The 23,895-nt window shown below is 68.4% G+C and carries 27 protein-coding genes and 1 tRNA gene; 18 read left to right on the top strand and 10 right to left on the bottom strand.

What is annotated here, in order from left to right; all coding sequences use genetic code 11:
* Window position 1 precedes the first annotated feature (1 nt).
* The 11 genes from ABS642_RS00740 to ABS642_RS00690 are packed head-to-tail and all read left to right on the top strand — an operon-like array spanning window position 2 to window position 11,455.
* On the top strand, window positions 2-2,941 hold the full coding sequence (locus tag ABS642_RS00740; protein WP_350351875.1) for a phage tail tape measure protein: 2,940 nt from the start codon (window positions 2-4) through the stop codon (window positions 2,939-2,941).
* On the top strand, window positions 2,938-4,362 hold the full coding sequence (locus ABS642_RS00735) for a hypothetical protein (protein WP_350351874.1): 1,425 nt from the start codon (window positions 2,938-2,940) through the stop codon (window positions 4,360-4,362). The genes ABS642_RS00740 and ABS642_RS00735 overlap by 4 nt, the downstream gene beginning before the upstream one ends.
* Window positions 4,353-5,504, top strand: coding sequence for a hypothetical protein (locus ABS642_RS00730; protein WP_350351873.1), 1,152 nt, complete (start codon window positions 4,353-4,355; stop codon window positions 5,502-5,504). Before ABS642_RS00735 ends, ABS642_RS00730 begins: the two co-directional genes overlap by 10 nt.
* A complete protein-coding gene (locus ABS642_RS00725; RefSeq protein ID WP_350351872.1) occupies window positions 5,497-6,114 on the top strand; it encodes a hypothetical protein in 618 nt (205 codons plus the stop codon). The genes ABS642_RS00730 and ABS642_RS00725 overlap by 8 nt, the downstream gene beginning before the upstream one ends.
* 57 nt (window positions 6,115-6,171) lie before the next feature.
* Window positions 6,172-7,209 (top strand): hypothetical protein, encoded by a 1,038-nt coding sequence (locus tag ABS642_RS00720; RefSeq protein ID WP_350351871.1) that lies wholly within the window; start codon window positions 6,172-6,174, stop codon window positions 7,207-7,209.
* Window positions 7,209-8,015, top strand: coding sequence for a hypothetical protein (locus ABS642_RS00715; protein WP_350351870.1), 807 nt, complete (start codon window positions 7,209-7,211; stop codon window positions 8,013-8,015). The genes ABS642_RS00720 and ABS642_RS00715 overlap by 1 nt, the downstream gene beginning before the upstream one ends.
* Window positions 8,015-8,386: a hypothetical protein gene (locus ABS642_RS00710; protein WP_350351869.1), complete on the top strand. Its 372-nt coding sequence runs from the start codon at window positions 8,015-8,017 to the stop codon at window positions 8,384-8,386. Before ABS642_RS00715 ends, ABS642_RS00710 begins: the two co-directional genes overlap by 1 nt.
* Window positions 8,383-8,970: a hypothetical protein gene (locus tag ABS642_RS00705; protein WP_350351868.1), complete on the top strand. Its 588-nt coding sequence runs from the start codon at window positions 8,383-8,385 to the stop codon at window positions 8,968-8,970. Before ABS642_RS00710 ends, ABS642_RS00705 begins: the two co-directional genes overlap by 4 nt.
* The gene (locus tag ABS642_RS00700; protein ID WP_350351867.1) at window positions 8,967-9,419 is read left to right on the top strand and encodes a hypothetical protein; all 453 of its coding nucleotides are present in this window, start codon (window positions 8,967-8,969) and stop codon (window positions 9,417-9,419) included. Before ABS642_RS00705 ends, ABS642_RS00700 begins: the two co-directional genes overlap by 4 nt.
* Window positions 9,413-9,826 carry a hypothetical protein gene (locus tag ABS642_RS00695; protein ID WP_350351866.1) on the top strand — a complete coding sequence of 138 codons (414 nt, stop codon included), beginning with the start codon at window positions 9,413-9,415 and terminating at the stop codon, window positions 9,824-9,826. Before ABS642_RS00700 ends, ABS642_RS00695 begins: the two co-directional genes overlap by 7 nt.
* A gap of 9 nt (window positions 9,827-9,835) precedes the next feature.
* On the top strand, window positions 9,836-11,455 hold the full coding sequence (locus ABS642_RS00690; protein WP_350351865.1) for a hypothetical protein: 1,620 nt from the start codon (window positions 9,836-9,838) through the stop codon (window positions 11,453-11,455).
* 53 nt (window positions 11,456-11,508) lie between these two features.
* Here the strand turns inward: ABS642_RS00690 and ABS642_RS00685 are convergent, their stop codons facing one another.
* Both ABS642_RS00685 and ABS642_RS00680 read right to left on the bottom strand, forming a co-directional pair.
* On the bottom strand, window positions 11,509-11,823 hold the full coding sequence (locus ABS642_RS00685) for a hypothetical protein (RefSeq protein WP_350351864.1): 315 nt from the start codon (window positions 11,821-11,823) through the stop codon (window positions 11,509-11,511).
* Window positions 11,824-11,879: 56 nt separating this feature from the next.
* Window positions 11,880-12,704, bottom strand: a complete 825-nt coding sequence (locus ABS642_RS00680) for a DUF2510 domain-containing protein (protein ID WP_350351863.1) — start codon at window positions 12,702-12,704, stop codon at window positions 11,880-11,882.
* Between the two features lie 75 nt (window positions 12,705-12,779).
* Here ABS642_RS00680 and ABS642_RS00675 point away from each other — a divergent pair, with 75 nt between their 5' ends.
* Window positions 12,780-13,016: a DUF3263 domain-containing protein gene (locus ABS642_RS00675; RefSeq protein WP_350351862.1), complete on the top strand. Its 237-nt coding sequence runs from the start codon at window positions 12,780-12,782 to the stop codon at window positions 13,014-13,016.
* 216 nt (window positions 13,017-13,232) lie between these two features.
* Here the strand turns inward: ABS642_RS00675 and ABS642_RS00670 are convergent, their stop codons facing one another.
* Together ABS642_RS00670 and ABS642_RS00665 are read right to left on the bottom strand one after the other, a co-directional pair.
* Entirely contained in the window at window positions 13,233-13,580 is a 348-nt protein-coding gene (locus ABS642_RS00670) for a hypothetical protein (RefSeq protein WP_350351861.1), read from the bottom strand.
* A complete protein-coding gene (locus ABS642_RS00665) occupies window positions 13,577-14,134 on the bottom strand; it encodes a hypothetical protein (RefSeq protein WP_350351860.1) in 558 nt (185 codons plus the stop codon). Before ABS642_RS00665 ends, ABS642_RS00670 begins: the two co-directional genes overlap by 4 nt.
* A gap of 160 nt (window positions 14,135-14,294) precedes the next feature.
* Between ABS642_RS00665 and ABS642_RS00660 the strand changes: the two genes are divergently transcribed.
* The 4 genes from ABS642_RS00660 to ABS642_RS00645 all read left to right on the top strand — a co-directional run bounded on the left by ABS642_RS00660 (window position 14,295) and on the right by ABS642_RS00645 (window position 16,099).
* The gene (locus tag ABS642_RS00660; RefSeq protein WP_350351859.1) at window positions 14,295-14,582 is read left to right on the top strand and encodes a hypothetical protein; all 288 of its coding nucleotides are present in this window, start codon (window positions 14,295-14,297) and stop codon (window positions 14,580-14,582) included.
* A gap of 49 nt (window positions 14,583-14,631) precedes the next feature.
* Entirely contained in the window at window positions 14,632-15,117 is a 486-nt protein-coding gene (locus ABS642_RS00655; protein WP_350351858.1) for a DUF6578 domain-containing protein, read from the top strand.
* Between the two features lie 45 nt (window positions 15,118-15,162).
* Window positions 15,163-15,244: transfer RNA gene (locus ABS642_RS00650), tRNA-Leu, on the top strand.
* A 75-nt stretch (window positions 15,245-15,319) separates the two neighbouring features.
* On the top strand, window positions 15,320-16,099 hold the full coding sequence (locus tag ABS642_RS00645) for a VTT domain-containing protein (protein WP_282216655.1): 780 nt from the start codon (window positions 15,320-15,322) through the stop codon (window positions 16,097-16,099).
* 18 nt (window positions 16,100-16,117) lie between these two features.
* Here ABS642_RS00645 and ABS642_RS00640 read toward each other — a convergent pair whose 3' ends face one another.
* On the bottom strand, window positions 16,118-16,960 hold the full coding sequence (locus ABS642_RS00640; protein ID WP_350351857.1) for a Ku protein: 843 nt from the start codon (window positions 16,958-16,960) through the stop codon (window positions 16,118-16,120).
* Window positions 16,961-17,030: 70 nt separating this feature from the next.
* Between ABS642_RS00640 and ligD the strand changes: the two genes are divergently transcribed.
* On the top strand, window positions 17,031-19,004 hold the full coding sequence (gene ligD, locus ABS642_RS00635; RefSeq protein ID WP_350351856.1) for a non-homologous end-joining DNA ligase: 1,974 nt from the start codon (window positions 17,031-17,033) through the stop codon (window positions 19,002-19,004).
* A 3-nt stretch (window positions 19,005-19,007) separates the two neighbouring features.
* Here ligD and ABS642_RS00630 read toward each other — a convergent pair whose 3' ends face one another.
* The 4 genes from ABS642_RS00630 to murI form a co-directional block, all read right to left on the bottom strand.
* Window positions 19,008-19,928 carry a cation diffusion facilitator family transporter gene (locus ABS642_RS00630; RefSeq protein WP_350351855.1) on the bottom strand — a complete coding sequence of 307 codons (921 nt, stop codon included), beginning with the start codon at window positions 19,926-19,928 and terminating at the stop codon, window positions 19,008-19,010.
* 96 nt (window positions 19,929-20,024) lie between these two features.
* Complete coding sequence (gene rdgB, locus ABS642_RS00625) at window positions 20,025-20,618, bottom strand: RdgB/HAM1 family non-canonical purine NTP pyrophosphatase (RefSeq protein WP_350351854.1); 594 nt, start codon at window positions 20,616-20,618, stop codon at window positions 20,025-20,027.
* A 1-nt stretch (window position 20,619) separates the two neighbouring features.
* Window positions 20,620-21,366 carry a ribonuclease PH gene (gene rph / locus ABS642_RS00620; protein WP_350351853.1) on the bottom strand — a complete coding sequence of 249 codons (747 nt, stop codon included), beginning with the start codon at window positions 21,364-21,366 and terminating at the stop codon, window positions 20,620-20,622.
* Between the two features lie 33 nt (window positions 21,367-21,399).
* Window positions 21,400-22,236, bottom strand: coding sequence for a glutamate racemase (gene murI, locus ABS642_RS00615; protein WP_282216649.1), 837 nt, complete (start codon window positions 22,234-22,236; stop codon window positions 21,400-21,402).
* Between the two features lie 37 nt (window positions 22,237-22,273).
* On the opposite strand from murI, the gene ABS642_RS00610 reads away from it, so the two are divergent.
* Entirely contained in the window at window positions 22,274-23,599 is a 1,326-nt protein-coding gene (locus ABS642_RS00610) for a nicotinate phosphoribosyltransferase (RefSeq protein WP_350351852.1), read from the top strand.
* Window positions 23,600-23,605: 6 nt separating this feature from the next.
* Here ABS642_RS00610 and ABS642_RS00605 read toward each other — a convergent pair whose 3' ends face one another.
* Window positions 23,606-23,872: a DUF3039 domain-containing protein gene (locus tag ABS642_RS00605; protein WP_028503536.1), complete on the bottom strand. Its 267-nt coding sequence runs from the start codon at window positions 23,870-23,872 to the stop codon at window positions 23,606-23,608.
* Window positions 23,873-23,895: the final 23 nt, after the last annotated feature.

The raw sequence follows: 23,895 nt of genomic DNA, 5'->3' as shown, positions 1-23,895 counted from the left end.
GATGACCGCATTCGACGCCGGGAGCCTGGTCTTCAAGCTCCAGACGCTCGGGCAGCAGATCTTCGCGAAGGATCAGTCTGACGCGAAGAAGGCGGTCAAAGAGACCGGGGAGGCCGCTCAGACGGCGGCCGGTCAGGTCGACAAGCTCGGCACGTCCACCGACGCCACGGGCAAGAAGGCGAAGGAGTCCAAGGCGCCGCTCGACGAGCAGGCGAAGTCGACGAAGAAGACGGGCGACGAGTCTGAGCAGGCGTCGAAGAAGCAGGACCAGCAGCGCCAGTCGACCGAGCAGCAGATCGAGGCCGCGCGGAAGCTCTCCGCGACACTCCTCATCGCCGGCACGGCCGTCGCTGCCATGGTCGCGCTCTCGGTGGCGAAGTCCACAGAGTTCGACTCGGCGATGTCGAACGTGCGCGCTGCCACCATGGCGACTGCGGGAGAGCAGCGCGCCCTCGGCGAGGCCGCCCTCGACGCCGGAGCCGATACCGCGTACAGCGCCTCCGAGGCCGCCGCCGCCCAGGAGGAGCTCGCCAAGGCCGGTCAGAGCGTCTCGCAGATCATCGGCGGCTCGCTGAACGGGGCTCTGGCTCTCGCCGCGGCGGGCCAGCTGCAGGTGGCCCGGTCGGCCGAGATCATGGCGACCACGCTGACTCAGTTCCGGATCCCGGCGGAGGAGGCCGCGCACGTCTCGGATGTGCTCGCCGCGGGCGCAGGCAAGGCGCAGGGGTCGGTTGACGACCTCGCGCTCGCTCTGTCCTACGTCGGACCCCTCGCGGGCTCGGTCGGGCTCTCGCTCGACGAGACGGCCGGCACGATCGCATACTTCGCGACCCAGGGCATCATCGGTGAGAAAGCGGGCACGTCGCTGCGCGGCGTCCTCGCCTCGCTCCAGTCCCCGTCGGCTGCGGCTGACAAGGAGATGCAGAAGTACAACATCAGCATGTTCGACGCGAACGGCAACATGCTGTCGATGGCGGGCATCGCCGAGCAGCTGCGCACCCGCCTCGGCGGGCTGACGGAGCAGGAGCGACTGGGTGCCCTCGGCCGCATCTTCGGCAACGAGTCTCTCAACGCCGCAACCCTCCTGTATGAGGGCGGCGCAGCGGCCGTGGACGAGTGGACCGGCGCGGTCGACGACTCCGGGTATGCCGCCGAGCAGGCGCGGATCCGCCAGGACAACCTGGCCGGCGACATCGAGAAGCTCGGCGGGGCCTTCGACACGGCCCTCATCCGCACCGGTTCTGCCGCGAACGACGTCCTGCGTGGAATGACGCAGGTCGTCACCGAGCTCATCGACATGTACGGCGAAGCCCCCCAGCCGATCCAGGCCACGGCTCTCATCCTCGGTGTCGCGACCGCGGCAGTCCTGCTGTTCGCGGGCGGTGCGGTCGGTGCTCGTGCGAAGTTCCTCGAACTGAAGCTCGCGCTCGACCAGACGAACATGAGCATGGGCCGCACGGCGATCATCGGAGGCGCTGCGGGCCTCGCGCTCACTGGCATCATCACCGTCGTCGGGCTGCTTGTCGCGGCTCAGGCCGAGGCGCGGCAGATGGCGGAGTCCTACGCCGACACCCTCGAGGCCGGGACGCAGAAGGTCACCAAGGCGACCCGCGAGCTCATCGCCGAGAACCTCACCGCCGAGCAGTCGATCCTGTGGATGTCGCAGGGATCGGCCGCGGACGCCGCCGAGGAGCTCGGGCTGAAGGTCTCGACGGTCGCCGACGCGATCGCCGGCAAGGCCGACGCGCTCGAAGAGGTGGGTGCTGCCATCGAGTCAGGTCTCGATCGTGGCACCAAGGCGCTCGTCAACCAGACCGACGCCGACGTCCGGGCGTCCCGAGCGGCGGAACTGCTGAAGCAGTCGGTCGAGGGCCAGATCGGCGTGCTGGACGTCGCGACCGAGGTCGCACGGCAGAAGGAGGAGGCGACCAACGAGGGCACCGTCGCGTCCCAGTCCGCGGCCGACGCGTACATCGAAGAAGCCGACACGGTCGAGGATCTGAACTCGAAGCTCTCCACCCTGATCGACACGATCAACGAAGCCAACGGCATCGGCCAGGACGCGGTGACCGCGAACGCGGACTACCAGCAGTCCCTCATCGAGGTGTCGGAGCAGATCGCCAATATCCAGGCGGGTGTCGAGGGGTTCGGTAGCGGTCTCGACCTCACCACGCAGGCCGGGATCGACAACTCGAACATGCTCGTGCAGATGGCGAAGGACTCCCAGGACGCCGCGCAGGCTCAACTGGACCTGGACGGCAACACGGATGCCTACCTCGCCCGACTCGTGGACGGCCGTCAGCGAATCATCGACTCGGCGATCGCCATGGGCGCGTCTGAGGATGCTGCACTCGCCCTCGCCGACTCGATCTACAAGATCCCGTCCGAGAAGGAGATCGCGATCCTCGCGGAGACAGCCGCCGCTCAGCAGAAGGTCGACCAGTTCGTCACGCTGAACAACGGGCGTCGAGTGCGCGTGTTCGTCGACGCGGAGACGGGCAATCAGTCGTTCAACGTTGGCGGGAAGATCGTCTCGGCGTACGCGAACGGCGCAGTCATTCCGGGTGTGACGTTCAACGCGAGCGGGAACATCTACCCGTCGGAGAACCACGTCGCGCAGATCGCGCGTGCCGGTGAGTACCGGGTGTGGGCTGAGGAAGAGACCGGCGGCGAAACGTACCTGCCGCACGCGCTCTCGAAGCGCGAGCGGGCCGAGCAACTGATGACGCAGACCGCGGACATCTTCGGCGGCCGGTACATCCCCGCCAGCGCTCTCGAGGCCGCCGACGGACTCGTCTCCGGAGGCGGAGGCGTCGCCACGCGTGGGCGCGGCAACACGACGCACATCGACAAGGTCGACATCGTCGTCCCGACTTCCGACCCAGAGCTCGCTGCTCACTACATCGGGCGTGAGCTCGGATTGGGGTTCGCTTCCGCATGAACGCCATCACGCTCACCGACGGTGCCCGCCAGATCGTGTTCCCGGCGGTCACCGACCACGGCTGGTACTTCTTCAACCTGCGGGGCTGGCACGGGCAGACGTCGGACAAGGTCCGCATGGAGGAGCGCCCGCAGGCGCACGGCGCTTTCGCGTCGGCGCGCTCGCTGCGCTCCTCCCGCGGCATCTCGTTCGAGGTCGGCTACCGTGACGGCACGACCACCGAGGTCGAGGAAGCGGTCAACGAGCTCTCGTCGTTCGGCGCCGAAGGGCCGATCGTCATCACCGTCGAGGATGACCTCAGCGTCACCCGCCGCACGGTCACCGTCGACAGCATCCCCGACAACGACCCGGACCGTCGATACACGGGCGACATGATGGTTGGCCTCGTCGCCGCCGATTCACGCCGCTACGCCGTGGAGCCGCAGACTGCGTCCACCGGCCCGGCACAGCCCGGGCCGGGCCTCGTCTTCCCCGAGGTGTGGCCTCTGGTGTGGCCCGCAGGCGGCTCCTCGGGGCGCATCACCCTCACGAACACCGGGAAGGCGCCCAGCGCCCCCACGTTCACGCTCACGGGCGGCTTCGACAGCGCGATGATCACGTGCATCGAGACGGGTGCGCGCATCGGTCTGAACCGGCAAGTGCCCGTCGGATCGACGGTCGTCATCGACACGGAGGACAGCACCGCCGTCATCGACGGGCAGTCTTCCGTGTCTCGCTGGCTCCAGTTCCGCGAGTGGGAGATGATCCCGCCCGGCGCATCCCGCACCTACCAGCTGGACGCGACCGGCGTGATCGTCACTCCCGGGTACCGAGAAGAGATCGGTCGGAACTGGAACCCGAACCCGCGGCTGATGAACTCCATCACGGGCTGGACCACGACGGGCGCCGCCGCCACCCTCGTGCCGACGGTGAACGGTGGGCAGGTCGATGTCACGACGTCGACCTCGGCGCCGATCTTCTTCCAGACCTTCGACCTGCCGGCAGTGACCGACGACCGCTGGTCCGGATCGATGGAACTCACGGTCCCTGCAGGGTTCCCGGCTGCCGCGGTGCAACTGCGCACCTACGCGTACGGGATGAACACGGTCATCGGCTCTTCGGCGCCGACACTGATCCAACCCGGGACGACGATCACCCTCGCGGCCGACAACACGGCCGCCCTGACAGCGGCCGCCACCGGTGTGAGGACGATTCTCTACGGCAACGGCATCGTCTCAGGCGCACGCGTCTTCGCGCGCACCGCACTGGCCTCGAAGACCGCGACCGCAGTTCCGTACTTCGACGGATCGTTCCCCCCATCTGGGGACCGATCCTTCGCCTGGGCCGGGACCCCCGATGCGTCAGCGTCGATCGCCTACCGCGACGTTCCAGATTCCCCGACCGCATCGCTCGAAGGGCAGGTGTTTCCCGCATGGTGGTAGACGCTCGGCCCGTCCGGGTCTCGATCTTCGAGACCCGGGGCGGCGCGACCGTCGACGAAATCGACCCCGCCGAGTTGAAGGTGACGGCGCCAGCGAACACCGCCGAGACCGTGAACACCACGATCGACCTGAACGCGAAGGGGCAGGCTGCGCGGAACTGGCGCAGCCTCGCGACCCCGTGGAAGCACTCGATCGCGGTGGAGACGGGCGGACGTGTTTACGGCGGCCCGATCCTCCCCCACGACTTCGACGACGACCGGGGCCGTCTGGATTTCGTCGCGCGCGGGTTTCGGATCCTCCTGGCGGGGCGCAACATCCTCCCACCGGCCGCCCTCACGCAGTCGCTGACCCTTCCGACGGGACTCCCGGACACCTCGCTCGACACCGTCCTGACCGGGTTCGACTTCGGCACGATCGGGAAGAAGCTCGTTGAGCAGGCGTGCGCATGGCCGGGCGGCAGCGATCTCCCGATCGTGTTCCCCGCCGATCGCGCCGGTTCGCGCGAGCGGACGTACGTCGCCGTCGAGCGGAAGAAAGTCGACGCCGCGCTGTCCGACCTGTCCGGGGTCGAGAATGGGCCCGACTTCCGGTTCCAGCTGGAACGCAACGGCCCCGACGCTTTCCAGTGGCGATTCGACTCCGGCAGCGAAGCACAACCGCGCCTCCAGTCCCCCGACGTCTTCGCCTGGGAGATCGGTCAGGGTGCAGGCCTCAAGGTCCGCTCGAACCCGATGCGCATGGGGTCGCTTGTCTGGGGAGAAGGCGGCCGTGCGAACGACACCACGCTCATCCGGTCCCTGTACGACCCGACCCTCATCGACCACGGCTACCCGCTCCTCGAGCTCGAGTCCGACGCATCGTCGAACACCGTCTTCGAGTCCACGCTTGACGCGTGGAACGCCGAGACGAATCGCACCGCCAAGCGGCCGTGGGAGTTCTGGTCCTTCAAGGTCCGCCGCGACCGGCTGCCGTTCCTGAACGAGTACAACTCGGGCGATCTCATCGACGTCATCATCACGAAGGACTCGAAGATCTCAGGCGGCTACATCGGTCCTGGCACCTACCAGCGCCGCATCGCCGCGCTGGGCGTCGACCTGTCCGACTGGGTAACGATCACCTGCGGGGAGGTCTACGATGGCTGACCCGACGCCACCCCCCGAGGGCGCCGCCGCGCAGATGGTCGCGGAGATCTCTGCAGTGCGCAAGAGCGTGGGGGACCTGACCGGCCCGTCCGGGACGCAACGGCGTCGCGTGCTGGAGGACCTCGCCGGGCGAGGCACGTTCTCGGCGGTAGGTGTGGACGAGCAGACATGGACGGAAGCGGACATGCCGTTGCCGTCGACCCCGTTCGGCCCGATCGTGACGATTCACCTGGACCGTGCACGCGTGGTCAAGACCGTCTTCACGGTGCTGTCCAACGTGCAACTGGCCGCTACGAGCGCCACAACGGACGTGCTTGGAGTGATCCAGACACGCCTCCTCGTGGACGGCGTGCCGTCCGCGTGGCCGGAGATGGCGCAGAACAGCGTGAGCTCCGGTGGCGGCACCGGGGCGGCGGCATACCGCCAGGTTGGCGCGTTTCAAACCCTGTCTCTCACGGTTGTCCGCGACCTGCCCGCCGGGGAACACACCCTGCAGGGCGTCCTCGTCAACGGCCACATGTACTCCACCGAGGGCCCCGGCTCGTGGAGCGGCGGCACCCTCCAGATGAGCGGGCCGAGCATCGTCGTCGACGTCCTCCAGCCTGCCTGACCCTCACCCACCCTTTGCACCTGCTGGTGCTCCCTCAGCGCGCCCTTGGAGACTGACATGGCACTGATCAAGACCCGTCCCACCGCAGACCCCACCGGCCTCCCTGTCGACGCCGAGCGCCTGCTCCTCGCGGGCCTCATCACGAAGAACGCCGACGGCACCCCGCGAGTCGGCATCTTCCCGACCGGCGTGGTCGCGACAGGCGCGGCGCTCGTCACCGGTCGCGCGTCGATGGGATACGACGTCGCCCCGTTCAAGGGCATCAGCTCCCGCACGGGCGTCGGCGTCGAACTGCAGGCCAACGATGCGGTGGCCGTCGTTCCGACCACTGCCGCCCCTCCCGCGAACAGCCGCCTCGACGTGATCTGGTTCCGAGCACAGTTCACCGCGAACACCGACGCGACGAACACGCCCGTCTTCGGCGTCACACAGGGTGTCGCCGCCGGCATCCCGACGAAGCCCTCGATTCCCGCGGGGGCCACGGAACTCGCAGTCGCGACGATCCTGTCGACGACCACGACCACGGCATCGGTCGTCATCACCCAGACGCACCAGTTCACGGCCACGGCCGGTTCCACGGTGCTGATGCGGAACCGCACCGAGCTCGACGCATGGGCGGCGCCGGTCGGCGAGACGGCACGTACCCTCGACTCCGACCTGCTCTGGGTGCGACGCGCGACGCCGACACTCGGCTGGTACGTCGCGCCCGGGCAGCGCCTCGCCTACATGGCCGGGTCGACGACATCCGGTGTGGCCGGGACGATCCTCGGATCCGTCGCCAAGACGATCCCCCTGCCGATCGGACAGCGCGTCCGCGTCCGCTGCGCCCGCGTGGCGATGTACAACACGCCCGCAGGCGGCGTCGTCTACACGATGCAGATGCGGAACAACCTCTCCGACGTCACCTCCTCTGCGTCCGACCGCACGATCACCAGTCGTGCACATCAGGCCGGGAGCGGCAACGTCGTCTCGGTTCCCGGCGCCGACACAGAGTTCGTCACCACGACCGCGAACCCCGTGACCGCAGCCCTGTTCGTGTCCTCCGGCATCGCCTTCGGAACCGACGGGCAAGAACTCTGGATCGAGTCCTACTGATGAGCACACTCAACTACGCCGGGGACGCCTACAACCACGCCTCCGGCACCCGCGACGCCTTCGGCGCCCTCTCCGACGCGCTGGTGGCCGAGGGCCTCCCGGCGATGAAGGTCGTCGACGGCGACCGCGAGAAGCAGGATCAGCTGGCCATCTGGTACGACCGGATGACTCTGAACCCCGGTGGCCGGAAGGTATACGGCACCGCCTGGTGGCAGGGGCAGAAGTGGTACCGCATCCACCCGGACGCGGTCGGCGTGCCGGACACGAGCAACCACGAGAAGCGGCGGGCGAACGACCTCGCGTGGCCGTACAACTCGAACACCGCGGCGCACCGCCGCGCCCAGGAACTCGCACCCAATTACGGCATCACCTGCGAAGGTCTCGGCTTCGGCGAGTGGTGGCACTGGACGTTCTGGGGCGAACTCGGAACCATCGGCGCCGCCGGCGGATCCGCAACTGCAGCACCCAATCAGTCCGAGGAGGACGACATGAAACCCGATTCGATGGCCGCGAATGTCGACGGCGTCACGTCCTGGTGCTGGCTCAACTGGGCCAAGGGGACGATCTTCGCCGTGCACACCCAGGCCGACGCGGACATCGTCTCCGCGTACATGGGCTCGGTGAACGACGACTGGTTCCCCCGCGCAGACGGCGGGCAGCTCTACAAGAACAAGCTCGCGCTCTTCGGCATCCTCTGCCCGAAGGTCACGATCGAGCGCGGCGCCCTGTCCGACGAGGACTTCGCTCGCCTCGAGGCGATGATCAAGGCTGGCGTGAAGGCTGCACTCACCGGCACCGACGGCTGATGGCTGAGGAACTGCCGCCGTCGCTGTTCAACATCCTCCGAACCGACATCGCAACGATGCGGGCGGAGACCAACGGGCGGCTCGACAACCTCGCGGCGCAGATGGTCACCCAAGCGATGCTGTCCCAGGTTCAGGCGAACCAGAAAGAACGTGACGACCGTCAGGACGCGCGACTCCGGGAGCTCGAGCTGGCAGATGCAGAGCGTGTCCGTGACGCGGGGCGCATCGCTGAGGAGCAACGCAAGGCGAAAGCGCAGCAGCTGTTCGCGATCGGTCTCGCCGGGTTCGGCATCGTCGGGACCGTCATCAGCGGCATCATCCTCTGGACCGTCACGGCAGGTCTGCAACAGCTCGTGGGAGGTACCCCGTGAACATCTCCGCCAAGGCATGGACGGTCGGCTACAAGATCCTGGGCGCGGCGATCGTCTTCATGATCGCCGGAGCCATCGTTCTCGTGTCGATCAGCAACGCGCAGCTGCGCGCCGAGAACCAGAACATGTACGCCGACCTGCAGGCGTCGCAGGAGAACGCTCAACGTCTCTACGAGCAGCTGCTGCAGGAGGGGGTCACCCCGGACGGCGATGCTCCCGGCGAGGTCGTAGAGGGCACGCCCGGTGCTCAGGGGCCGCAGGGCCCGCGTGGTGACCGCGGCACGTCCGGTGACGACGGTGAGCCGGGTCCGGTCGGTCTGCCTGGATCTGCTGGCGTCGCTGGCCCGGCGGGACCTGTGGGACCGACTGGCGCTACCGGGCCGCAGGGTCCGCAGGGCGTCCAAGGCTCGCAGGGCGAGCCCGGTCCGCCCGGCGCACAGGGCGCTCCGGGCCCCACCTGTCCGGACGGCTTCACATCGAAGGTCGTCTGGATCTCCGTCTCCGATTCGGAGGTCGGTCTCTACATCCCGCAGCAGGCGATCGTCTGCCTGCCCACACCCATCGAAGGAGAACCCACACCATGAACGCATTCGCGCGTTTCTTCACCCCCGCGCGGCGGCAGCTGATCCAGGCGTTCCTGGTCACGCTCGCCCCGCTCGCCATCATGTTCGGCTATGGCACGGACGGCACCTGGGAGCAGGTGCTCATCATCTCCGGCGCCGTTCTCGGCGCGATCGCGTCGCTGCTGAATCTGCTCAACGTCCGAGTCGCCGACTGGGCAACGCAGGGCTGGGCGATCGTCCGTGCCACGCTCTACACGCTCGGCACCGTGGTCTCGCCGTCGCTCGTGCTGCTCGGCTTCTACGACGACGCCGTGAACACTCAGATCGTGACCGGCCTCTCCCTCGGCCTCACAGTGCTGTCCTCCGCCATCGCGATCTTCGCCAACGGCAGTCAGCAGGTCATCGAAGCTGAGGCTCTCCCGCCCGGCACGCTCCGCCGCGATCTCCGTGGGGAGGCCGGCGCATGGTGACGCGGCTCTCGAACGCCGCGCGCTCCGGCTCCGCGAACGGTGTCGTCGACCTCCTCGATGGCGGGCCCGGGCCGGGCACCGTGCAGATCCGCACGGGCGCCCAGCCCGCGTCCGTCGGCACCGCGGCCACGGGCACGCTGCTCGGAACGCTGACGCTCTCCGATCCGGCGTTCGCCGATGCAGTCAACGGCGTCGCGACAGCGAACCCGATCACCGGGGACACGGCCGCCGATGCCACGGGCACGGCTGGCTGGTTCCGCGGCTTCGATTCGACGGGCGCGGCAGTCATCGACGGGGCGTGCAGCCTCGCGGGCGACGGCGGCGAGATGATCCTGGACAAGGTCGCGGTCATCGCTGGTGGTGCGATCAACGTCACGTCGTGGACGGTCACGCAGCCTGCAGGCTAAGGAGGCGTGATGACTGATCTGTTCCGGTGGGCGGGGTACGGCGACGCCGACACTGAGTTCGGCACCGAGCCGACAGCGTTCACTCCGCTGGCCGTGTACGGGGTCGAGGACGGCGAGCCTTGCGTGGTGTACTCGCCGATCGGATCGCAGACGTTCTTCGGGAGATCCCCGCTGGGATCTCCCGCGACTCTGTCTGTGCGCTTCGCGTTGAAGCTCACGAGCTACCCGTCGAGCTCGGTTCCGATCGTCGCTCCGCTGACGTCGGGCGGAACGTCGGCATGGCGGATCCGTCTCTCGTCGACGGGGACGCTCATCATCGACAATCCGTCGAACACGGCGACAGGTACGACATCGGCGATCCCCGTGAACACGTGGGTGCTGGTGAAGATCGTCGCGAGCGCCTCGGCCGTGGCCGTGCGGATCTACAACGCTCGACGTGGCGGTTCGCTGATCGGCGCGGAGATCGTCGGCGCGTCGACGTTCGGACTGGTGGACAACTGGCGGCAGGGGCAGGCGGCGTCATCGCCGATCGTCCCCACCTATCGGGTGGCGCACCTGCTCGTGACGGACGACGCGACATGGCTGCCTGATCCCGAGGTGCCGGACGCGCTGTCGACGCCGCGGTACGGCATCATCGGCGACTCGAACACAGCACGCATGCTCGAGTACCTCCGCCAGGAGATGCTGACCCAGGGCATCCGGCCCCGCGACGTGTCCGTGTGGGGCGTCGGCGGCAAGAGGATCGCGGTCGCGGATCTCACCGGCAAGACGTCGGCGCAGAACATCCAGGACGCGAAGAACGTGCTGACGACGATCGATCACTGGATCGTCGCGCTCGGCACGAACGACCGCCCGCAGTCCGATGCCACTGTGAACGCCGACATCGACACGATTCTGTCGGCCATCGGCTCAGGCCCGAAGGTCACCTGGATCGGGCTCACGTCGAAGGGCTCGGCATCCGCCGACGACATCCGTGTGAACGGCCTCATCCAGGCGAAGCTCGCGGCGCGCGGCAACGCGGTCTTCGCGGACTGGAACGCCCGCATCCGCGCCGCTGACAGTGGGGACGCCAACTCTCCGCTGTGGTCCGCAGAGGACGCCACGCACAACTCGCCCCTCGGCTACCAGACGCAACGCGCGCCGTTCGTCGTCGAGCAGATGGTCGACGCGTCTCCGGTGACGGGCACGGTCGCTCAGACCCTGCCGGCGATCACCAGCGCGGCATCGGGCGTGATCGGCGTGCCTGTCTTCACCGGAGCGGCGACATCCGTGCTCCCGGGCGTCTCGCAGGCGGCAGCGGGCACCGCCGCAGTCCCGGTGTTCTCGGGTGCCGCGTCGTCGGCGCTTCCCCCGCTGGTCACGGCACTCGCTGGGACGGTGACGGTCCCGGTCGTGTCCGGCGAGGCGGCGAGCACCCTTCCTGCGCTCACCACTGCGCTGAGCGGGACTGCCGCTGCGCCGGTCGAGGACGGCAGGATCGAGTCGGTGCTTCCCGCGCTCATCTCATCCGCGGTCGGGGTCGTCACCCGCCCGCCGTCCCGCATGGTGTTCACAGTCACCGAGCACCGCGCGACGGCGCCGGCCGTCAGGCCGCGCCCGCTCTCACCACCCATCTGGCCGCCTGGCTGACGCACAGACCCCCACTCTCCTCCGGGAGGGTGGGGGTCTTTCGTCGTTCCCGGTCAGCGCACTCCCGGCGGTTTCGCGTAGCCGCGCGTGCTCGGGTCGGGCATCGCTCGGCGGTACTGGCCGAGCGCGATCCACGGCTCCAAGCCCGGGAGCTCGCGCAACGCTGTGCTGAGGATGCGCGTGTAGGCGTCTTCGTAGTACCCCACCCATGACCCGACCGCCTCCGCGAGGATGTCGTGCCGGTCGCCTGCCGTGGCGAGGAGCTCGGAGACCACCGGTGCCGGGTCGGTCGTGTAGCAGTTCCTCGAGCAGATCGCACCGAGGCGGACGCTGAGGAGCGTGTCGGGGGAGAGGCCTCGAGAGTGCATGGCCGGATGTCCTTCCTCCGGCCGAGAGCACAATCCTACGACGCCGAGCGAAGTCGTCAGTTCCCGTCGATCAGCCAGTTCCCCGTGGACTCGATCTGCACGACAGCCGGCGCCGACATCTGCACGGTACCCGAGTACGCCCCGATCTCGTTCACGATGAGTGGCGACCAGTTGTCGGCGCCATAGGCCAGAACAACGAAGTTGCTGGCGCCGTCATTGGTGATCGCCGCGGAGTCGAACGTGCCGGTGAAGATAACCACGCTCGAACCGGAGCCGGATGCGGCCTTGTCGATCTTCGGGGCAGTGCTCACATCATCGACGGTCAGCGACCAGTTGCCGGTCGACTCGATAATCAGCTGCGTGATCATCGACCCTTCGTTGATGTTGACGAGATGCGAGCCGGAGTATGCGCCGATTTCGTTCACGATCAGCGATTCGGCTCCGTTCGACTTGAGCACCGTGTTCCGGCTGCAGTCCCCACACGTGAATGTGACGATCGCCACCTCAGTGATGCTGACATCGAGCACCATGTCACCCGATCCGGAGAAGTCCTGACGCACCACCAGGGGCGCCGCCGGCTCCTCGACAGGTTCCTCCGGCTCTTCCTCCACCGGGGGAGCCGGAGTCTCAGGCGGGATGTAGGGCGTCACCGTGACCTTGGGGTCCGCTGTCACTCGGGTTCCCGCGCTGCCGAGCGCGCCTCCGACCGCGCCGATGACTATGAGTCCCGCAACGACGGAGCCAGCGATGATCCATCCGCGCTTCGACTTCTGCGGCGCGGAAGCCAGTGGAGCCGGCTCGATCCACTGGGCTCCGTCCCAGTAGCGCTGCTCGTTGTTGGCGTGAGGCGCTGGGTACCAGCCCGGTTCAGGGTTACTCATGAGCAGAATCTATCCGAGGGGTATGGCTTCGCGCCACGCCCTCCAATGTCGGTGGTCCGCGGCAGGATCGAACCTGTGACGCCTGCCGACCTCCTCGCCTTCGAAGCCGCGAACCCTCACCACACGCCGACGAAAGAGGAACGGATCCGCCGCGAGCTCGGCATCACGCCGGTCAGATACGTCGTGCTCTTGGCCCGCGCGGCAGCATCTCAGGCGGGAATCGCCACCGATCCGGTGACGGCCCGCCGCGTGAGGGAGCAGGCGTCACGGCGTGCTCGCGTCCGCGCCGATCGCGTCGAGCGACGGACCTGAGGGCTACTACTCGGAGGTGTCCGGGTTGCAGATCCTGAGGGACTCGATGTGGCGGGTGAGCTCGTCCACCGTCATTGGATGATCAGGTCGCCAGGCCCGTTCGGCGGCCTCCCGCGGAGTGAGCTTGCTCGTCAGTTCCCGCCATTCGGCAACGACGAGGCCGAGGTCTCGGAGCGCCTGAGCCCGCGTTTTCATGGGCATGTCTGGCGAGCGACTTTACTTCGCCTCGATGAAGACGACTGTGCCGCCTCCTACGGTGACCACCTTGATGTCTCGCTCGTCGATGGTGCCGGTCGCGCCCACACCCTCATCTGCGATCATGGCCACCGCGTACTGTTCTGCCTGATCCCCAAAGATCTTTGGAAGAACGCAGACGAGACCATCGGTGCCAGAACTGATTTCGACAACCATGCCGGTTTCATCGGCGATCAAGCCGGCCTTTTCGCCACCGCAGTCCTCGGCGGCGGATTCCAGGGAGGCAGAGGCGCAACCCGTGACACTGCAGGCGATGACGGCGCCGAGCGCACATGTGATCGCGAGACGGCCGAGGTTGATCCTCATCATGATCGCGAGCCTATCGCTTGATGGGTACCTTTCGTGGTGACATCGGCGCTGCGGCTCGCATAGTTATTGCCCGTGTTCACCGCCCAGGACCCCCGCACGACGTCGGCGATGGCCACGTGCAGACGCGATCCGTCGGGCAGAGAGGCATCGACGAAGGGCTGGCTGATGTCCACCCGGCGTCCCGTGGGCTGCAGCATCCGCTCCACCAGGTCCCGCACCGTCTCATCGGCGAGCCGCAGTCCGGTGCGCTCCGCCACTCCGCCGCGCGCGACGTGCACGTTGCCGTCGCCGTTCACCCAGATCTCCTCGATGTCGGGATCGTCCAGGAACGGCTGCAGCGGTCCGATCCCGCTCACCGCGGCGAGTACGTCGCGCACGCACGCGACCTCGTCGTCGATCAAGGCCTCGCCGCGCGCCAGCGCGTGGTCGTCGTGACGTCGCACCTCGGACTGGGCGATGCGCCGAGCCGCATCCGGATCCACCGACGGATCGACTCCTTTGGCCCGCAACCGCGCTCGCACGCGTTCGGTGACGAGGGCAGACGGATGACTCACCCCGGCATCATGCCAAGAATCGCGCGGGCGCTTCGGAAGTTATCCACAGAGCGATCCGAGACCCGCACATCGCTCCGCGAAGCGCAAGGGTGCAGACCGCATCGACGCCCGGTGGTGGACTGACCGGAACGTGAGCATCACATCAGCGAAAGGAACCACCATGACCGACTCCTCCCCCGTTCCCGGCCCGCCCGTCCCCTCCGTGCCCTCCGTGCCCGGCGAGCAGCCCACCGGCCCCGGCCCGACCGATCCTGGACAGACCCCTCCTGGACCCGCCGTGCCCTCGCCCTCGCAGCCGTCGCCCGCGTTCCCCGACGAGCCGTCGCCGACCCACCCGAACGAACCGCTGGCCCCGACCCCGCAGGAGCCGCTCGCCCCGCACCCGGAGGAGCCGCTGGCCCCGAACCCCGAGGAGCCGCTCATCCCCGGCTCCGGCCCGTTGGCTTGACTCGAAGAGGCCGCGGGACGATCCGACCGATCGGCGTTAGTCTCGCTGCATGACGCGTGTGTGGCTGACGCCATGGGAGTGGGCCTGCTGCGGTGAACCGTTCGCGGTCGGAGACGAGGTCAACTTCGGCATCCGGTCGCGGGAGGCCGCACTCCTGGTCGACACGCTCGGCACCGAACGGGCATCGTCCGTGGACGCTCTGGAATCGCATCACGAACACGAGTACGCGGACCGCGTGCGCGGCACGGTCGCCGCGGTGCAGGAGGTGACGCACGAGGTCGTGGAGCGGAAGATCCAGGTCTCGTCGGGGCCGGGACGCGTGCACGAGTCGGTGACGTTCGAGCCTGTTCCCGACACGACGCGACTTCAGACGGTCCCCGGCGTGCGGCTGCCGATCGACCCGGAGCGCGCACGGCGCGGTGAGTTCGAAGAGGGCTCGGCCGACCGACCGCGGCGATCCCGAGTCGGCTGGCTCGTCGACGTCGACGAGACCGGCCCCGATGCACCGCCGAACCTGCCCGGAACTGCGGGCTGATCCCCAGAATCTGTGTTTCTCCCATCAGTAGACTGAATGCACCGCGCGGGAGTGGTGAAATTGGCAGACACGCAGGATTTAGGTTCCTGTGCCCTAGGGCGTGTGGGTTCAAGTCCCACCTTCCGCACGACGGCTGCTTCTGCATCCTCACCGTTACACCGCCGACCAATCACGACCGACGGGACTCCCAGTGCTCGAAACCATGCTGCACGCACCCAACGCCCTCATTCCCTGGCTCGACCCCGCGATGATCATCGACAAGGCCGGCGTCTGGGCACTTCTGGTGGTCTGCTTCATCGTCTTCGCCGAGACCGGTCTGCTGGTGGGCTTCCTGCTGCCCGGCGACACCCTCCTGGTCATCGCCGGTCTGCTCTCGCACCCGGTCGCCGGGTCGGAGCACGGTGTCTTCGGCATCAACGTCTGGGTCGTGGCCCTGCTGATCGGTCTCGCGGCCTTCGTCGGCGGAGAGGTCGGCTACGTGATCGGCCACAAGGGCGGGCCCGCCATCTTCGAGCGCAAGGAATCCGGTCTCTTCAGCAAGAAGAACGTCGAGCGCACCAACGCGTTCTTCGAGCGCTTCGGCGGTATCACCGTGATCCTCGCCCGCTTCGTGCCGATCGTGCGCACGTTCGCGCCGGTCGCTGCCGGGGTCGGTCACATGCCCTGGCGCAAGTACACCCTCTACAACCTCATCGGTGCGATCCTCTGGGGCTTCGGGCTGACGATGTTCGGCTACCTGATCGGATTCATCCCGCCGGTCGCGGTCTTCGTCGAGAACTACATCGACCTGATCCTGCTCGCTGCGGTCGGTGGTACGGCCCTGGTGACGATCTACCACTACTTCTCCGAGCGTCACAAGGCCAAGAAGGCCGCGGCGGCGGGCGGAGACGTCACGACGGATGCCGGAGAGGCCGAAGCACTGAGCCTCGACCCCGAGGTGTTCGATCGGGCTCCCGACCTGGACGGCGACGGCAAGCACTGAGACTCGCCGCAGGGCGGATCAGCCGGTCTTCTTCGCCGGCTTCTTCGCCTTCGCAGGCTTCTCGCTCGCGCGCTTCTCCTTGGATCGCGCGACACTCTCGCGCAGCGCCTCCATGAGGTCGATGACCTCGCCGCCCTTGCCCTCGGCCTCCGCTTCGCCGAAGGTGTCGGCGATCTCGAAGCTCTCGCCGGCCTCGATCTTCGCGTCGATGAGGGTGCGCAGCTCCTTCTGGTACTCGTCGACGAAGGCTTCGGGTTCGAAGTCGGCCGAGTAGCTGTCGACCAGGGCGGCCGACATCTCGAGCTCCTTCTTCGAGATCCGCACGTCTTCGTCGAGCGAGGGGAACTCGGCCTCGCGCACCTCGTCGGCCCAGAGCAGCGTCTGCAGCACGAGCACCTTGCCGCGCACCCGCAGGGCTGCGAGCCGCGTCTTCTGTCGCAGCGTGAAGCGCACGATCGCGGTGCGGTCGGTCTGCTCGAGCGTCTTGCGCAACAGCACGTAGGCCTTGGAGGACTTGGAGTCGGGCTCCAGGTAGTACGGCTTGTCGAGCGTCAGCAGATCGACCTGATCGGAGGGCACGAACTCGACGACGTCGATCTCGCGGCTCTTCTCCGCCGGCAGCGCGGCGAGATCGTCCTTGGTGAGCACGACCGTCTGCCCCTCCTCGACGTAGGCCTTGTCGATGTCGGCGTAGGCGACCGTCTCACCGCACACCTCGCACGTGCGCTGGTAGCGGATGCGCCCGCCGTCCTTCTCGTGCACCTGATGCAGCGGCACGTCGTGGTCCTCGGTCGCCGAATACACCTTCACCGGCACGTTCACGAGCCCGAACGTCAACGCGCCCTTCCAGATCGTCCTCATTCCCCCAGTGAACACCAGCCACACCCGTCACGGCCAGCCCTTGACGACGGCGGCTGACTACGCTTGCTCCATGGTCGGAGAAGCGCAGGTCGTGCAGGTCGACGGCCGCCGCCTGCGGATCACGAATCTCGACAAGGTCGTCTACCCCGAGACCGGCACCACCAAGGGCGAGGTCATCGCCTACTACTCCGCCATCGCTCCCCTGCTGCTGCCTCTTCTCGACGGCCGTCCGGTCACCCGCAAGCGCTGGGTGGAGGGCGTCGGAACGGCGGATGCTCCGGCCGACGCGTTCTTCACGAAGCAGCTCGAGCCGGGAGCCCCGGAGTGGATCCCGCGCCAGGCGATCCAGCACTCCGACGGGCCGAAGGAGTATCCGCTCGTCGACGACGTGCCGACCCTGGTGTGGCTCGCGCAGGTCGCCGCGATCGAGTTGCACGTTCCGCAGTGGCGCTTCGCCCCCGATGGCCTCCCCGGACGCCCCGACCGGCTCGTGCTCGACCTCGACCCGGGTCCGGGCGTGGGTCTCGCGCAGTGCGCCGAGGTCGCTCGCATCGCCCGCGGCATCCTCTCCGACATGGGGCTCGACCCGCTGCCCGTCACGAGCGGCAGCAAGGGCATTCACCTGTACGCCGCCCTTCCCGGCGAGCAGACCAGTCATGAGATCTCCGCTGTGGTGAAGGAGCTCGCGCGGCTCATCGAGAACGACCACCCCGACCTCGCCACGAGCGTCATGTCGAAGGCGGTGCGCGGCGGCAAGGTCTTCCTCGACTGGAGCCAGAACAACGGCAAGAAGACGACCATCTCGCCCTACTCACTCCGCGGTCGCGCACAGCCGTGGGTCGCCGCCCCCCGCACCTGGGAGGAGCTCGACGACCCCGACCTGGCACAGCTCGACCTCGACGAGGTGCTCGCCCGCGCCGCAGCCGGCATGGACCCGCTGGCGACGTTGCGACCGGAAGACGTGGCATCCTCCGTCCCCACGGCTGCCGTCGCGGCGGCTCCCACACCTCCCGCGCACCGCGCCGGCCGCCATCCGCGGATCACCGCGGCACCGGTTTCGGGCACGACCGCCGCCACCGTCGCGCCCATGCTCGCCGAGAACGGCACCCCGGCGCTCGCCCGCGCCCTGAGCGACCCGTCCTGGGTCGAGGTCAAGTGGGACGGCATCCGCGCCATGGGCACCTGGACGGACGGACGGATGCTGCTGCACGCGCGCCGCGGCACCGACATCACCGCGCGCTACCCCGAGCTCACCGCGGACGGCGCCCCGTTCCTCCCCGCCTCGGACGCCGTGGTCGACGGCGAGATCGTCGCTTTCGACGCGCACGGGCGCCCGAGCTTCTCGCTGCTGCAGAACCGCATGCACCTGACCCGGCCGCGGGAGATCGAGCGGGAGGTGGTGCGCACCCCGATCGTGTACATGCTCTTCGACCTGCTGGGCCTGGACGGGCACGACCTGACGTCGATGCCGCTGCACCAGCGCCGCACCCTGCTGGAGGACCTCGTCGCCGACCTGGATGCGCCCGTCCAGGTGCCTCCGGTGTTCGACGACGTCGACGCCGCCCTCGCGGCGAGTGAGCAGTTCGGGCTCGAGGGCGTCGTCGCGAAGGACCCCGCGTCCCGCTATCGGCCGGGCCTGCGCTCGCCCGCGTGGCTCAAACTCAAGCACACCCGCATGCAGGAGTCCGTGATCGTCGGCATCCGCCCCGGCAAGGGCGACAGGGAGAGCACTCTCGGCTCCCTGCTGCTCGCGGTGCCCGGCCCCTCGCCTGCTCGTGAGCTGCGCTACGTCGGACGCGTCGGCACGGGGTTCACCGAGCGCATCCTCCGCGATCTGCTCGCCCGCCTCGAACCGCTCCGGGTGCCCTCCGCCCCGCTCGACGGCGTGCCTGCACTCGACGCCTCGGACGCACTGTGGGTGCGTCCGGAGCTCGTCGGGGAGGTCGAGTTCGCGAACTGGACGCCGGATGGCGTGCTCCGGCACGCGCGCTGGCGAGGCCTGCGGCCCGACAAGACACCGGACGAGATCGTCGTCGAGCCCTGACCGTCAGGCGTGGTGCGGCTCGCAGTCGGACTGCTCGGCCGGCTCGATCTGGAACGTCGAGTGCTCCACGTCGAAATGATCGGCGAGGCAGGCCTGCATCTCCGACAGCAGCTTCGCCGAGCGTCCGTCGGCGAGCAGAGCCGGATCGACGCTGACATGCGCAGAGAAGACGGGCGCGCCGCGAGTGAGCTGCCAGACGTGCACGTCGTGCACACCCGTCACGCCCTCGTAGCCGAGCAGGTGCGTGCGGATCTCGCTCACCGCAGTGCCCTTCGGCGCGGATTCGGCCAGCACCGAGAAGACCTCGCGCAGCAGCGCGATCGCCCGCGGGATGATCATCGCTGCGATGAACAGTGAGGCGATGGCATCCGCCGGCATCCATCCCGTTGTCAGGATGATGACCGCCGCGACGATGACCGCCGCCGATCCGATCAGGTCGCCCATCACCTCGAGGTAGGCGCCGCGCACGTTGATGCTCGTGCGCTGCGCGCGGCTCAGCAGCCACATCGAGATCGCGTTGGCGATGAGACCCACGACGGCGACGACGAGCATGAGCCCGCCGGCGACCTCGACCTCGCTCGGATCGATGAGGCGCCCGATGCCCTCGACGGCGACCCAGGCGGCCAGCGCGATGAGGATCACGGCGTTGATCAGCGCGCCGAAGACCTCGGCGCGCTGATAGCCGAACGTGCGACGGTCGTCGGCCGGACGGGCCGCGACGGATGCCGCGATGAGCGCGATCACGAGCGCCGAGGCGTCGGTGAACATGTGGGCCGCGTCAGCCAGCAGGGCGAGGGAACCGGTGAGGATCGCCCCGATGACCTGCACGATCATGACGGTGGCCGTGAGCGACAGCGAGATCGCCAGGAGGCGTCTGCTGCTCGCGGAGCGGATGCCGCCGGCGGCGGGTGCGTGATCGTGCATGCCCCCAGGCTAGACCGGCAGACAGGGCTCAGAGGGCGATTCCGCCTAGTCGGGAAGGGTAACGAGAACCAGTCTCAGCTGTGCGGCCGACTCGGCTCAGAGCTGCGCGAGCAAGGGCACCAGCTCGGCGAAGGCACGCGCACGATGCGACTGCGCCTGCTTCTCCTCCGCGGTGAAGTCGCCCACCGTGCGCTCCTCCCCCTCGGGCTGACCATCCGGGATGAAGATCGGGTCGTAGCCGAAGCCGCCCCCGCCGGATGCCGCCTGCGCGAGCCGCCCCGGCCAGAGGCCTTCGACGACCTCCTCGCGTCCCTCCGGCGTGACCAGAGCGATCGTCGAGGTGAAGTGCGCCGTGCGATGCGGGTCGGCGACGTCGCGCAGCTGATCCAGGAGGAGCTCCAGGTTCGCCGCGGCATCCTTCTTCTGCCCCGCCCAGTAGGCCGAGAACACACCCGGAGAGCCGCCGAGCACATCGACGCAGATCCCCGAGTCATCGGCCAGCGCGGCGAGCCCGGTGTGAGCGGCCGCGGCGCGCGCCTTGATGAGCGCGTTCTCGGCGAACGTCACACCGTCCTCGACGGGCTCGGGGCCGTCGTAGCCGACGATCTCGAGATCCGGACGCGCCTGCGCGACGATCTGCTGGAACTCGGCAACCTTGTGCGGGTTGTGGGTCGCGAGGACGATCTTCATCTCACTCGCCCGCCGCAGCGGCCAGGGCTGTCAGCTGGCGATCCTTCAGATCGGCGCAGCCGGCGAGACCCAGCTCGAGCAGCGCGTCCAGCTCGCGCTTGTCGAAGGGGGCCCCCTCGGCGGTGCCCTGCACCTCGACGAACAACCCGCGGCCCGTGACGACGACGTTCATGTCGGTCTCGGCGCGGACGTCCTCGACATATGCCAGATCGAGCATCGGCTCTCCGTCGATGATGCCGACCGAGACGGCGGCGACGGAGTCGAGCAGCGGCGTGGAGTTCTTGCCGATGAACTTCTTCGTGCGACCCCATTCGATCGCATCCGCGAGAGCGACGTAGGCGCCCGTGATGGCGGCCGTGCGGGTGCCGCCGTCGGCCTGCAGCACGTCGCAGTCGATGACGATCGTGTTCTCGCCGAGGGCCTTGGTGTCGACGACAGCGCGCAGCGCGCGGCCGATCAGGCGCGAGATCTCGTGCGTGCGTCCGCCGATGCGGCCCTTCACGCTCTCGCGGTCGTTGCGGCTGTTCGTGGCCCGCGGCAGCATCGAGTACTCAGCCGTGACCCATCCCTTGCCCTTGCCGGTCAGCCAGCGCGGGACGCCGTTGGTGAAGGATGCCGTGCACAGCACTTTGGTGCCGCCGAAGCTGATCAGCGCGGATCCCTCCGCATGCGCGCTCCAGCCGCGCTCGATGGTGATCTCGCGGAGCTGGTCGGTGGAGCGGCCGTCGGCGCGGACGATGTCGGTCATGTGCTTCTTTCGGGTAGGGGTTGTCGAGCCGGATCAGCGCGACTCGGAGACGTGTTCGGGAAGATCGATGACGCCGGTCTGCACCAGCTGCACGTCGCGGACCTCGCGACCCATCAGCCGGTTGGCCAGTGCGGTGAAGTCGTCGGCCGAGGCGCCGGTCGCCTCGTAGACGTAGGACGCCGTCGCGTCCGGCGAGGCCAGCAGGTCGCCCCGGACGAGCTGGCGGTAGACGTCGCCCGCCGTCTCATCGTCGCTGGAGACGAGCGTGACACCCTCCCCCATGACATAGCTGATCGCGCCGCGCAGGAACGGGTAGTGGGTGCAGCCGAGCACGAGCGTGTCGACATCGGCGTCGCGCAGCGGTGCGAGGTACTCCTCGGCGACCGCGAGCACCTCGGGAGTCCCGGTGATCCCGGCCTCGACGAACTCGACGAACCGCGGGCACGCCGCCGTGAACACCTGCAGGCGCTCGTTCACCTCGAGCATGTCCTGGTAGGCCCGGGATCCGATCGTGCCGACCGTGCCGATCACGCCGACCCGGCCGTTGCGCGTCGTCGAGACGGCGCGGCGCACGGCCGGACCGATCACCTCCACGACGGGGATGTCGTAGCGCTCGCGCGCATCGCGGAGCATCGCGGCGGATGCCGTGTTGCAGGCGATCACGAGCATCTTCACACCCTGATCGACGAGCGTGTCGAGCACCTCGAGGGCATAGCGGCGCACGTCGGCGATGGGCTTCGGACCGTAGGGCGAGTGCGCGGTGTCGCCGATGTACACGAACGATTCACGGGGCAGCTGGGCGCGGATGGCCCTGGCCACCGTGAGCCCGCCGACACCGGAGTCGAAGATTCCGATCGGCGCGTCGTTCATGACTCACCAGCCTACCGGGCCTCACTATGCTGAGCGCATGACCACGTCGACGGCGCTGCTCACCGATCGCTATGAGCTCACGATGCTCGCGGCCTCACTCCGGGACGGCACCGCCTTCCGGCCGAGCGTCTTCGAGCTGTTCTCCCGCCGCCTCTCCGGCGGCCGCCGCTTCGGCGTCGTGGCGGGCACCGGCCGCCTCCTCGAGCTGCTCCGCGAGTTCCGCTTCGGTGAGGACGAGCTGCGATTCCTGCGCGACGAGAAGGTCGTGGATGCCGCTTCGCTGAAGTACCTCGAGGACTACCGCTTCACGGGGTCGATCAGCGGCTACCGCGAGGGTGAGCTCTACTTCCCCGGATCGCCGATCCTCACCGTCGAGGGGACGTTCGCCGATGCCGTGATCCTCGAGACCCTCGCCTTGAGCGTCCTCAACCACGACTCCGCCGTCGCGACCGCCGCCGCGCGCATGAGCATCGCCGCCGGAGAGCGCCCGCTCGCCGAGATGGGCTCCCGGCGCGCCGCCGAGCGGTCCGCTGTCGCTGCGGCGCGTGCGGCCTACATCGCCGGCTTCCGCGCGACCAGCAACCTGGAGGCCGGCCGCAGCTGGGGCATCCCCACCATGGGCACGGCCGCGCATTCCTGGACTCTGCTGCACTACTCCGAGGAAGACGCCTTCCGCGCACAGGTCGAGAGCATGGGTGTGGGAACGACGCTCCTCGTCGACACCTACGACATCCGCGCCGGGGTCGAGACCGCGATCCGCATCGCGGGAACCGAGCTGGGCGGCGTGCGCATCGACTCCGGCGACCTGCCGATCGTCGCCGGCGAGGTGCGCGCACAGCTCGATGAGCTCGGCGCCACCAGCACGCGCATCACGGTGACCAGCGACCTCGACGAGTACGCGATCGCGGCTCTCGCGGCATCCCCTGTCGACGCCTACGGCGTGGGGACGTCTGTCGTGACGGGTTCCGGCTACCCGACGGCGAGCATGGTCTACAAGCTCGTGGCTCGGCAGGATGCCACCGGCGCCTGGATCGGCGTCGCGAAGGCCTCCGCCGACAAGGCCTCCTACGGTGGACGCAAGGCGGCGTTCCGCACACTCGCCGACGGCGTCGCGGCCGCCGAGACCGTCGTGGTCTCGGACGGGTTCGAAGAGCTGGACACGCCGGCCGAGCACGCGGACGGACGACCGCTGCAGGTGACGTTCGTCGAGGCGGGCGACATCGACACGACGCATGAAGGTACGGCCGGCACGGCATCCGCTCGCGCGCATCATCTGCGCGTACGCGAGGAGCTCCCTGTGCGGGCTCTCGCCCTCAGCAAGTCGGACCCGGCGATCCCGACGGTCTACGTCGAAGCGAGCTGAGGTCGGTCAGCCGACCATCGACTCGTAGATCTCCTTGCATGTGGGGCAGATGGGGAACTTCTCCGGGTCGCGACCCGGAGTCCACTTCTTGCCGCACAGTGCGCGCACCGGCTTGCCGGTGATCGCCGACTCGAGGATCTTGTCCTTCTTCACATAATGCGAGAAGCGCTCATGGTCGCCCGGTTCGAGGTTCTCCTCGCGGAGGAGCTCTTCCAGTTCGCGATCAAGCGTTGCCACGCCGCCCTGATCGGGGCTGTCCAGCGGAGTACTCATCCCGTGAGTCTAGCCGCGTCGGG

Source organism: Microbacterium sp. A8/3-1 (assembly GCF_040267695.1).
GTDB classification, from domain to species: Bacteria; Actinomycetota; Actinomycetes; order Actinomycetales; family Microbacteriaceae; genus Microbacterium; species Microbacterium luteolum.
This window is presented reverse-complemented; position numbering and strand designations above follow the sequence as displayed.

Coding starts and splice junctions, on each gene's coding strand:
- ABS642_RS00740 (WP_350351875.1), top strand. CDS start 2: ATGACCGCATTCGACGCCGGGAGCCTGGTCTTCAAGCTCCAGACGCTC.
- ABS642_RS00735 (WP_350351874.1), top strand. CDS start 2,938: ATGAACGCCATCACGCTCACCGACGGTGCCCGCCAGATCGTGTTCCCG.
- ABS642_RS00730 (WP_350351873.1), top strand. CDS start 4,353: ATGGTGGTAGACGCTCGGCCCGTCCGGGTCTCGATCTTCGAGACCCGG.
- ABS642_RS00725 (WP_350351872.1), top strand. CDS start 5,497: ATGGCTGACCCGACGCCACCCCCCGAGGGCGCCGCCGCGCAGATGGTC.
- ABS642_RS00720 (WP_350351871.1), top strand. CDS start 6,172: ATGGCACTGATCAAGACCCGTCCCACCGCAGACCCCACCGGCCTCCCT.
- ABS642_RS00715 (WP_350351870.1), top strand. CDS start 7,209: ATGAGCACACTCAACTACGCCGGGGACGCCTACAACCACGCCTCCGGC.
- ABS642_RS00710 (WP_350351869.1), top strand. CDS start 8,015: ATGGCTGAGGAACTGCCGCCGTCGCTGTTCAACATCCTCCGAACCGAC.
- ABS642_RS00700 (WP_350351867.1), top strand. CDS start 8,967: ATGAACGCATTCGCGCGTTTCTTCACCCCCGCGCGGCGGCAGCTGATC.
- ABS642_RS00695 (WP_350351866.1), top strand. CDS start 9,413: ATGGTGACGCGGCTCTCGAACGCCGCGCGCTCCGGCTCCGCGAACGGT.
- ABS642_RS00690 (WP_350351865.1), top strand. CDS start 9,836: ATGACTGATCTGTTCCGGTGGGCGGGGTACGGCGACGCCGACACTGAG.
- ABS642_RS00685 (WP_350351864.1), bottom strand. CDS start 11,823: ATGCACTCTCGAGGCCTCTCCCCCGACACGCTCCTCAGCGTCCGCCTC.
- ABS642_RS00680 (WP_350351863.1), bottom strand. CDS start 12,704: ATGAGTAACCCTGAACCGGGCTGGTACCCAGCGCCTCACGCCAACAAC.
- ABS642_RS00670 (WP_350351861.1), bottom strand. CDS start 13,580: ATGATGAGGATCAACCTCGGCCGTCTCGCGATCACATGTGCGCTCGGC.
- ABS642_RS00660 (WP_350351859.1), top strand. CDS start 14,295: ATGACCGACTCCTCCCCCGTTCCCGGCCCGCCCGTCCCCTCCGTGCCC.
- ABS642_RS00655 (WP_350351858.1), top strand. CDS start 14,632: ATGACGCGTGTGTGGCTGACGCCATGGGAGTGGGCCTGCTGCGGTGAA.
- ABS642_RS00645 (WP_282216655.1), top strand. CDS start 15,320: ATGCTGCACGCACCCAACGCCCTCATTCCCTGGCTCGACCCCGCGATG.
- ABS642_RS00640 (WP_350351857.1), bottom strand. CDS start 16,960: ATGAGGACGATCTGGAAGGGCGCGTTGACGTTCGGGCTCGTGAACGTG.
- ligD (WP_350351856.1), top strand. CDS start 17,031: ATGGTCGGAGAAGCGCAGGTCGTGCAGGTCGACGGCCGCCGCCTGCGG.
- ABS642_RS00630 (WP_350351855.1), bottom strand. CDS start 19,928: ATGCACGATCACGCACCCGCCGCCGGCGGCATCCGCTCCGCGAGCAGC.
- rdgB (WP_350351854.1), bottom strand. CDS start 20,618: ATGAAGATCGTCCTCGCGACCCACAACCCGCACAAGGTTGCCGAGTTC.
- rph (WP_350351853.1), bottom strand. CDS start 21,366: ATGACCGACATCGTCCGCGCCGACGGCCGCTCCACCGACCAGCTCCGC.
- murI (WP_282216649.1), bottom strand. CDS start 22,236: ATGAACGACGCGCCGATCGGAATCTTCGACTCCGGTGTCGGCGGGCTC.
- ABS642_RS00610 (WP_350351852.1), top strand. CDS start 22,274: ATGACCACGTCGACGGCGCTGCTCACCGATCGCTATGAGCTCACGATG.
- ABS642_RS00605 (WP_028503536.1), bottom strand. CDS start 23,872: ATGAGTACTCCGCTGGACAGCCCCGATCAGGGCGGCGTGGCAACGCTT.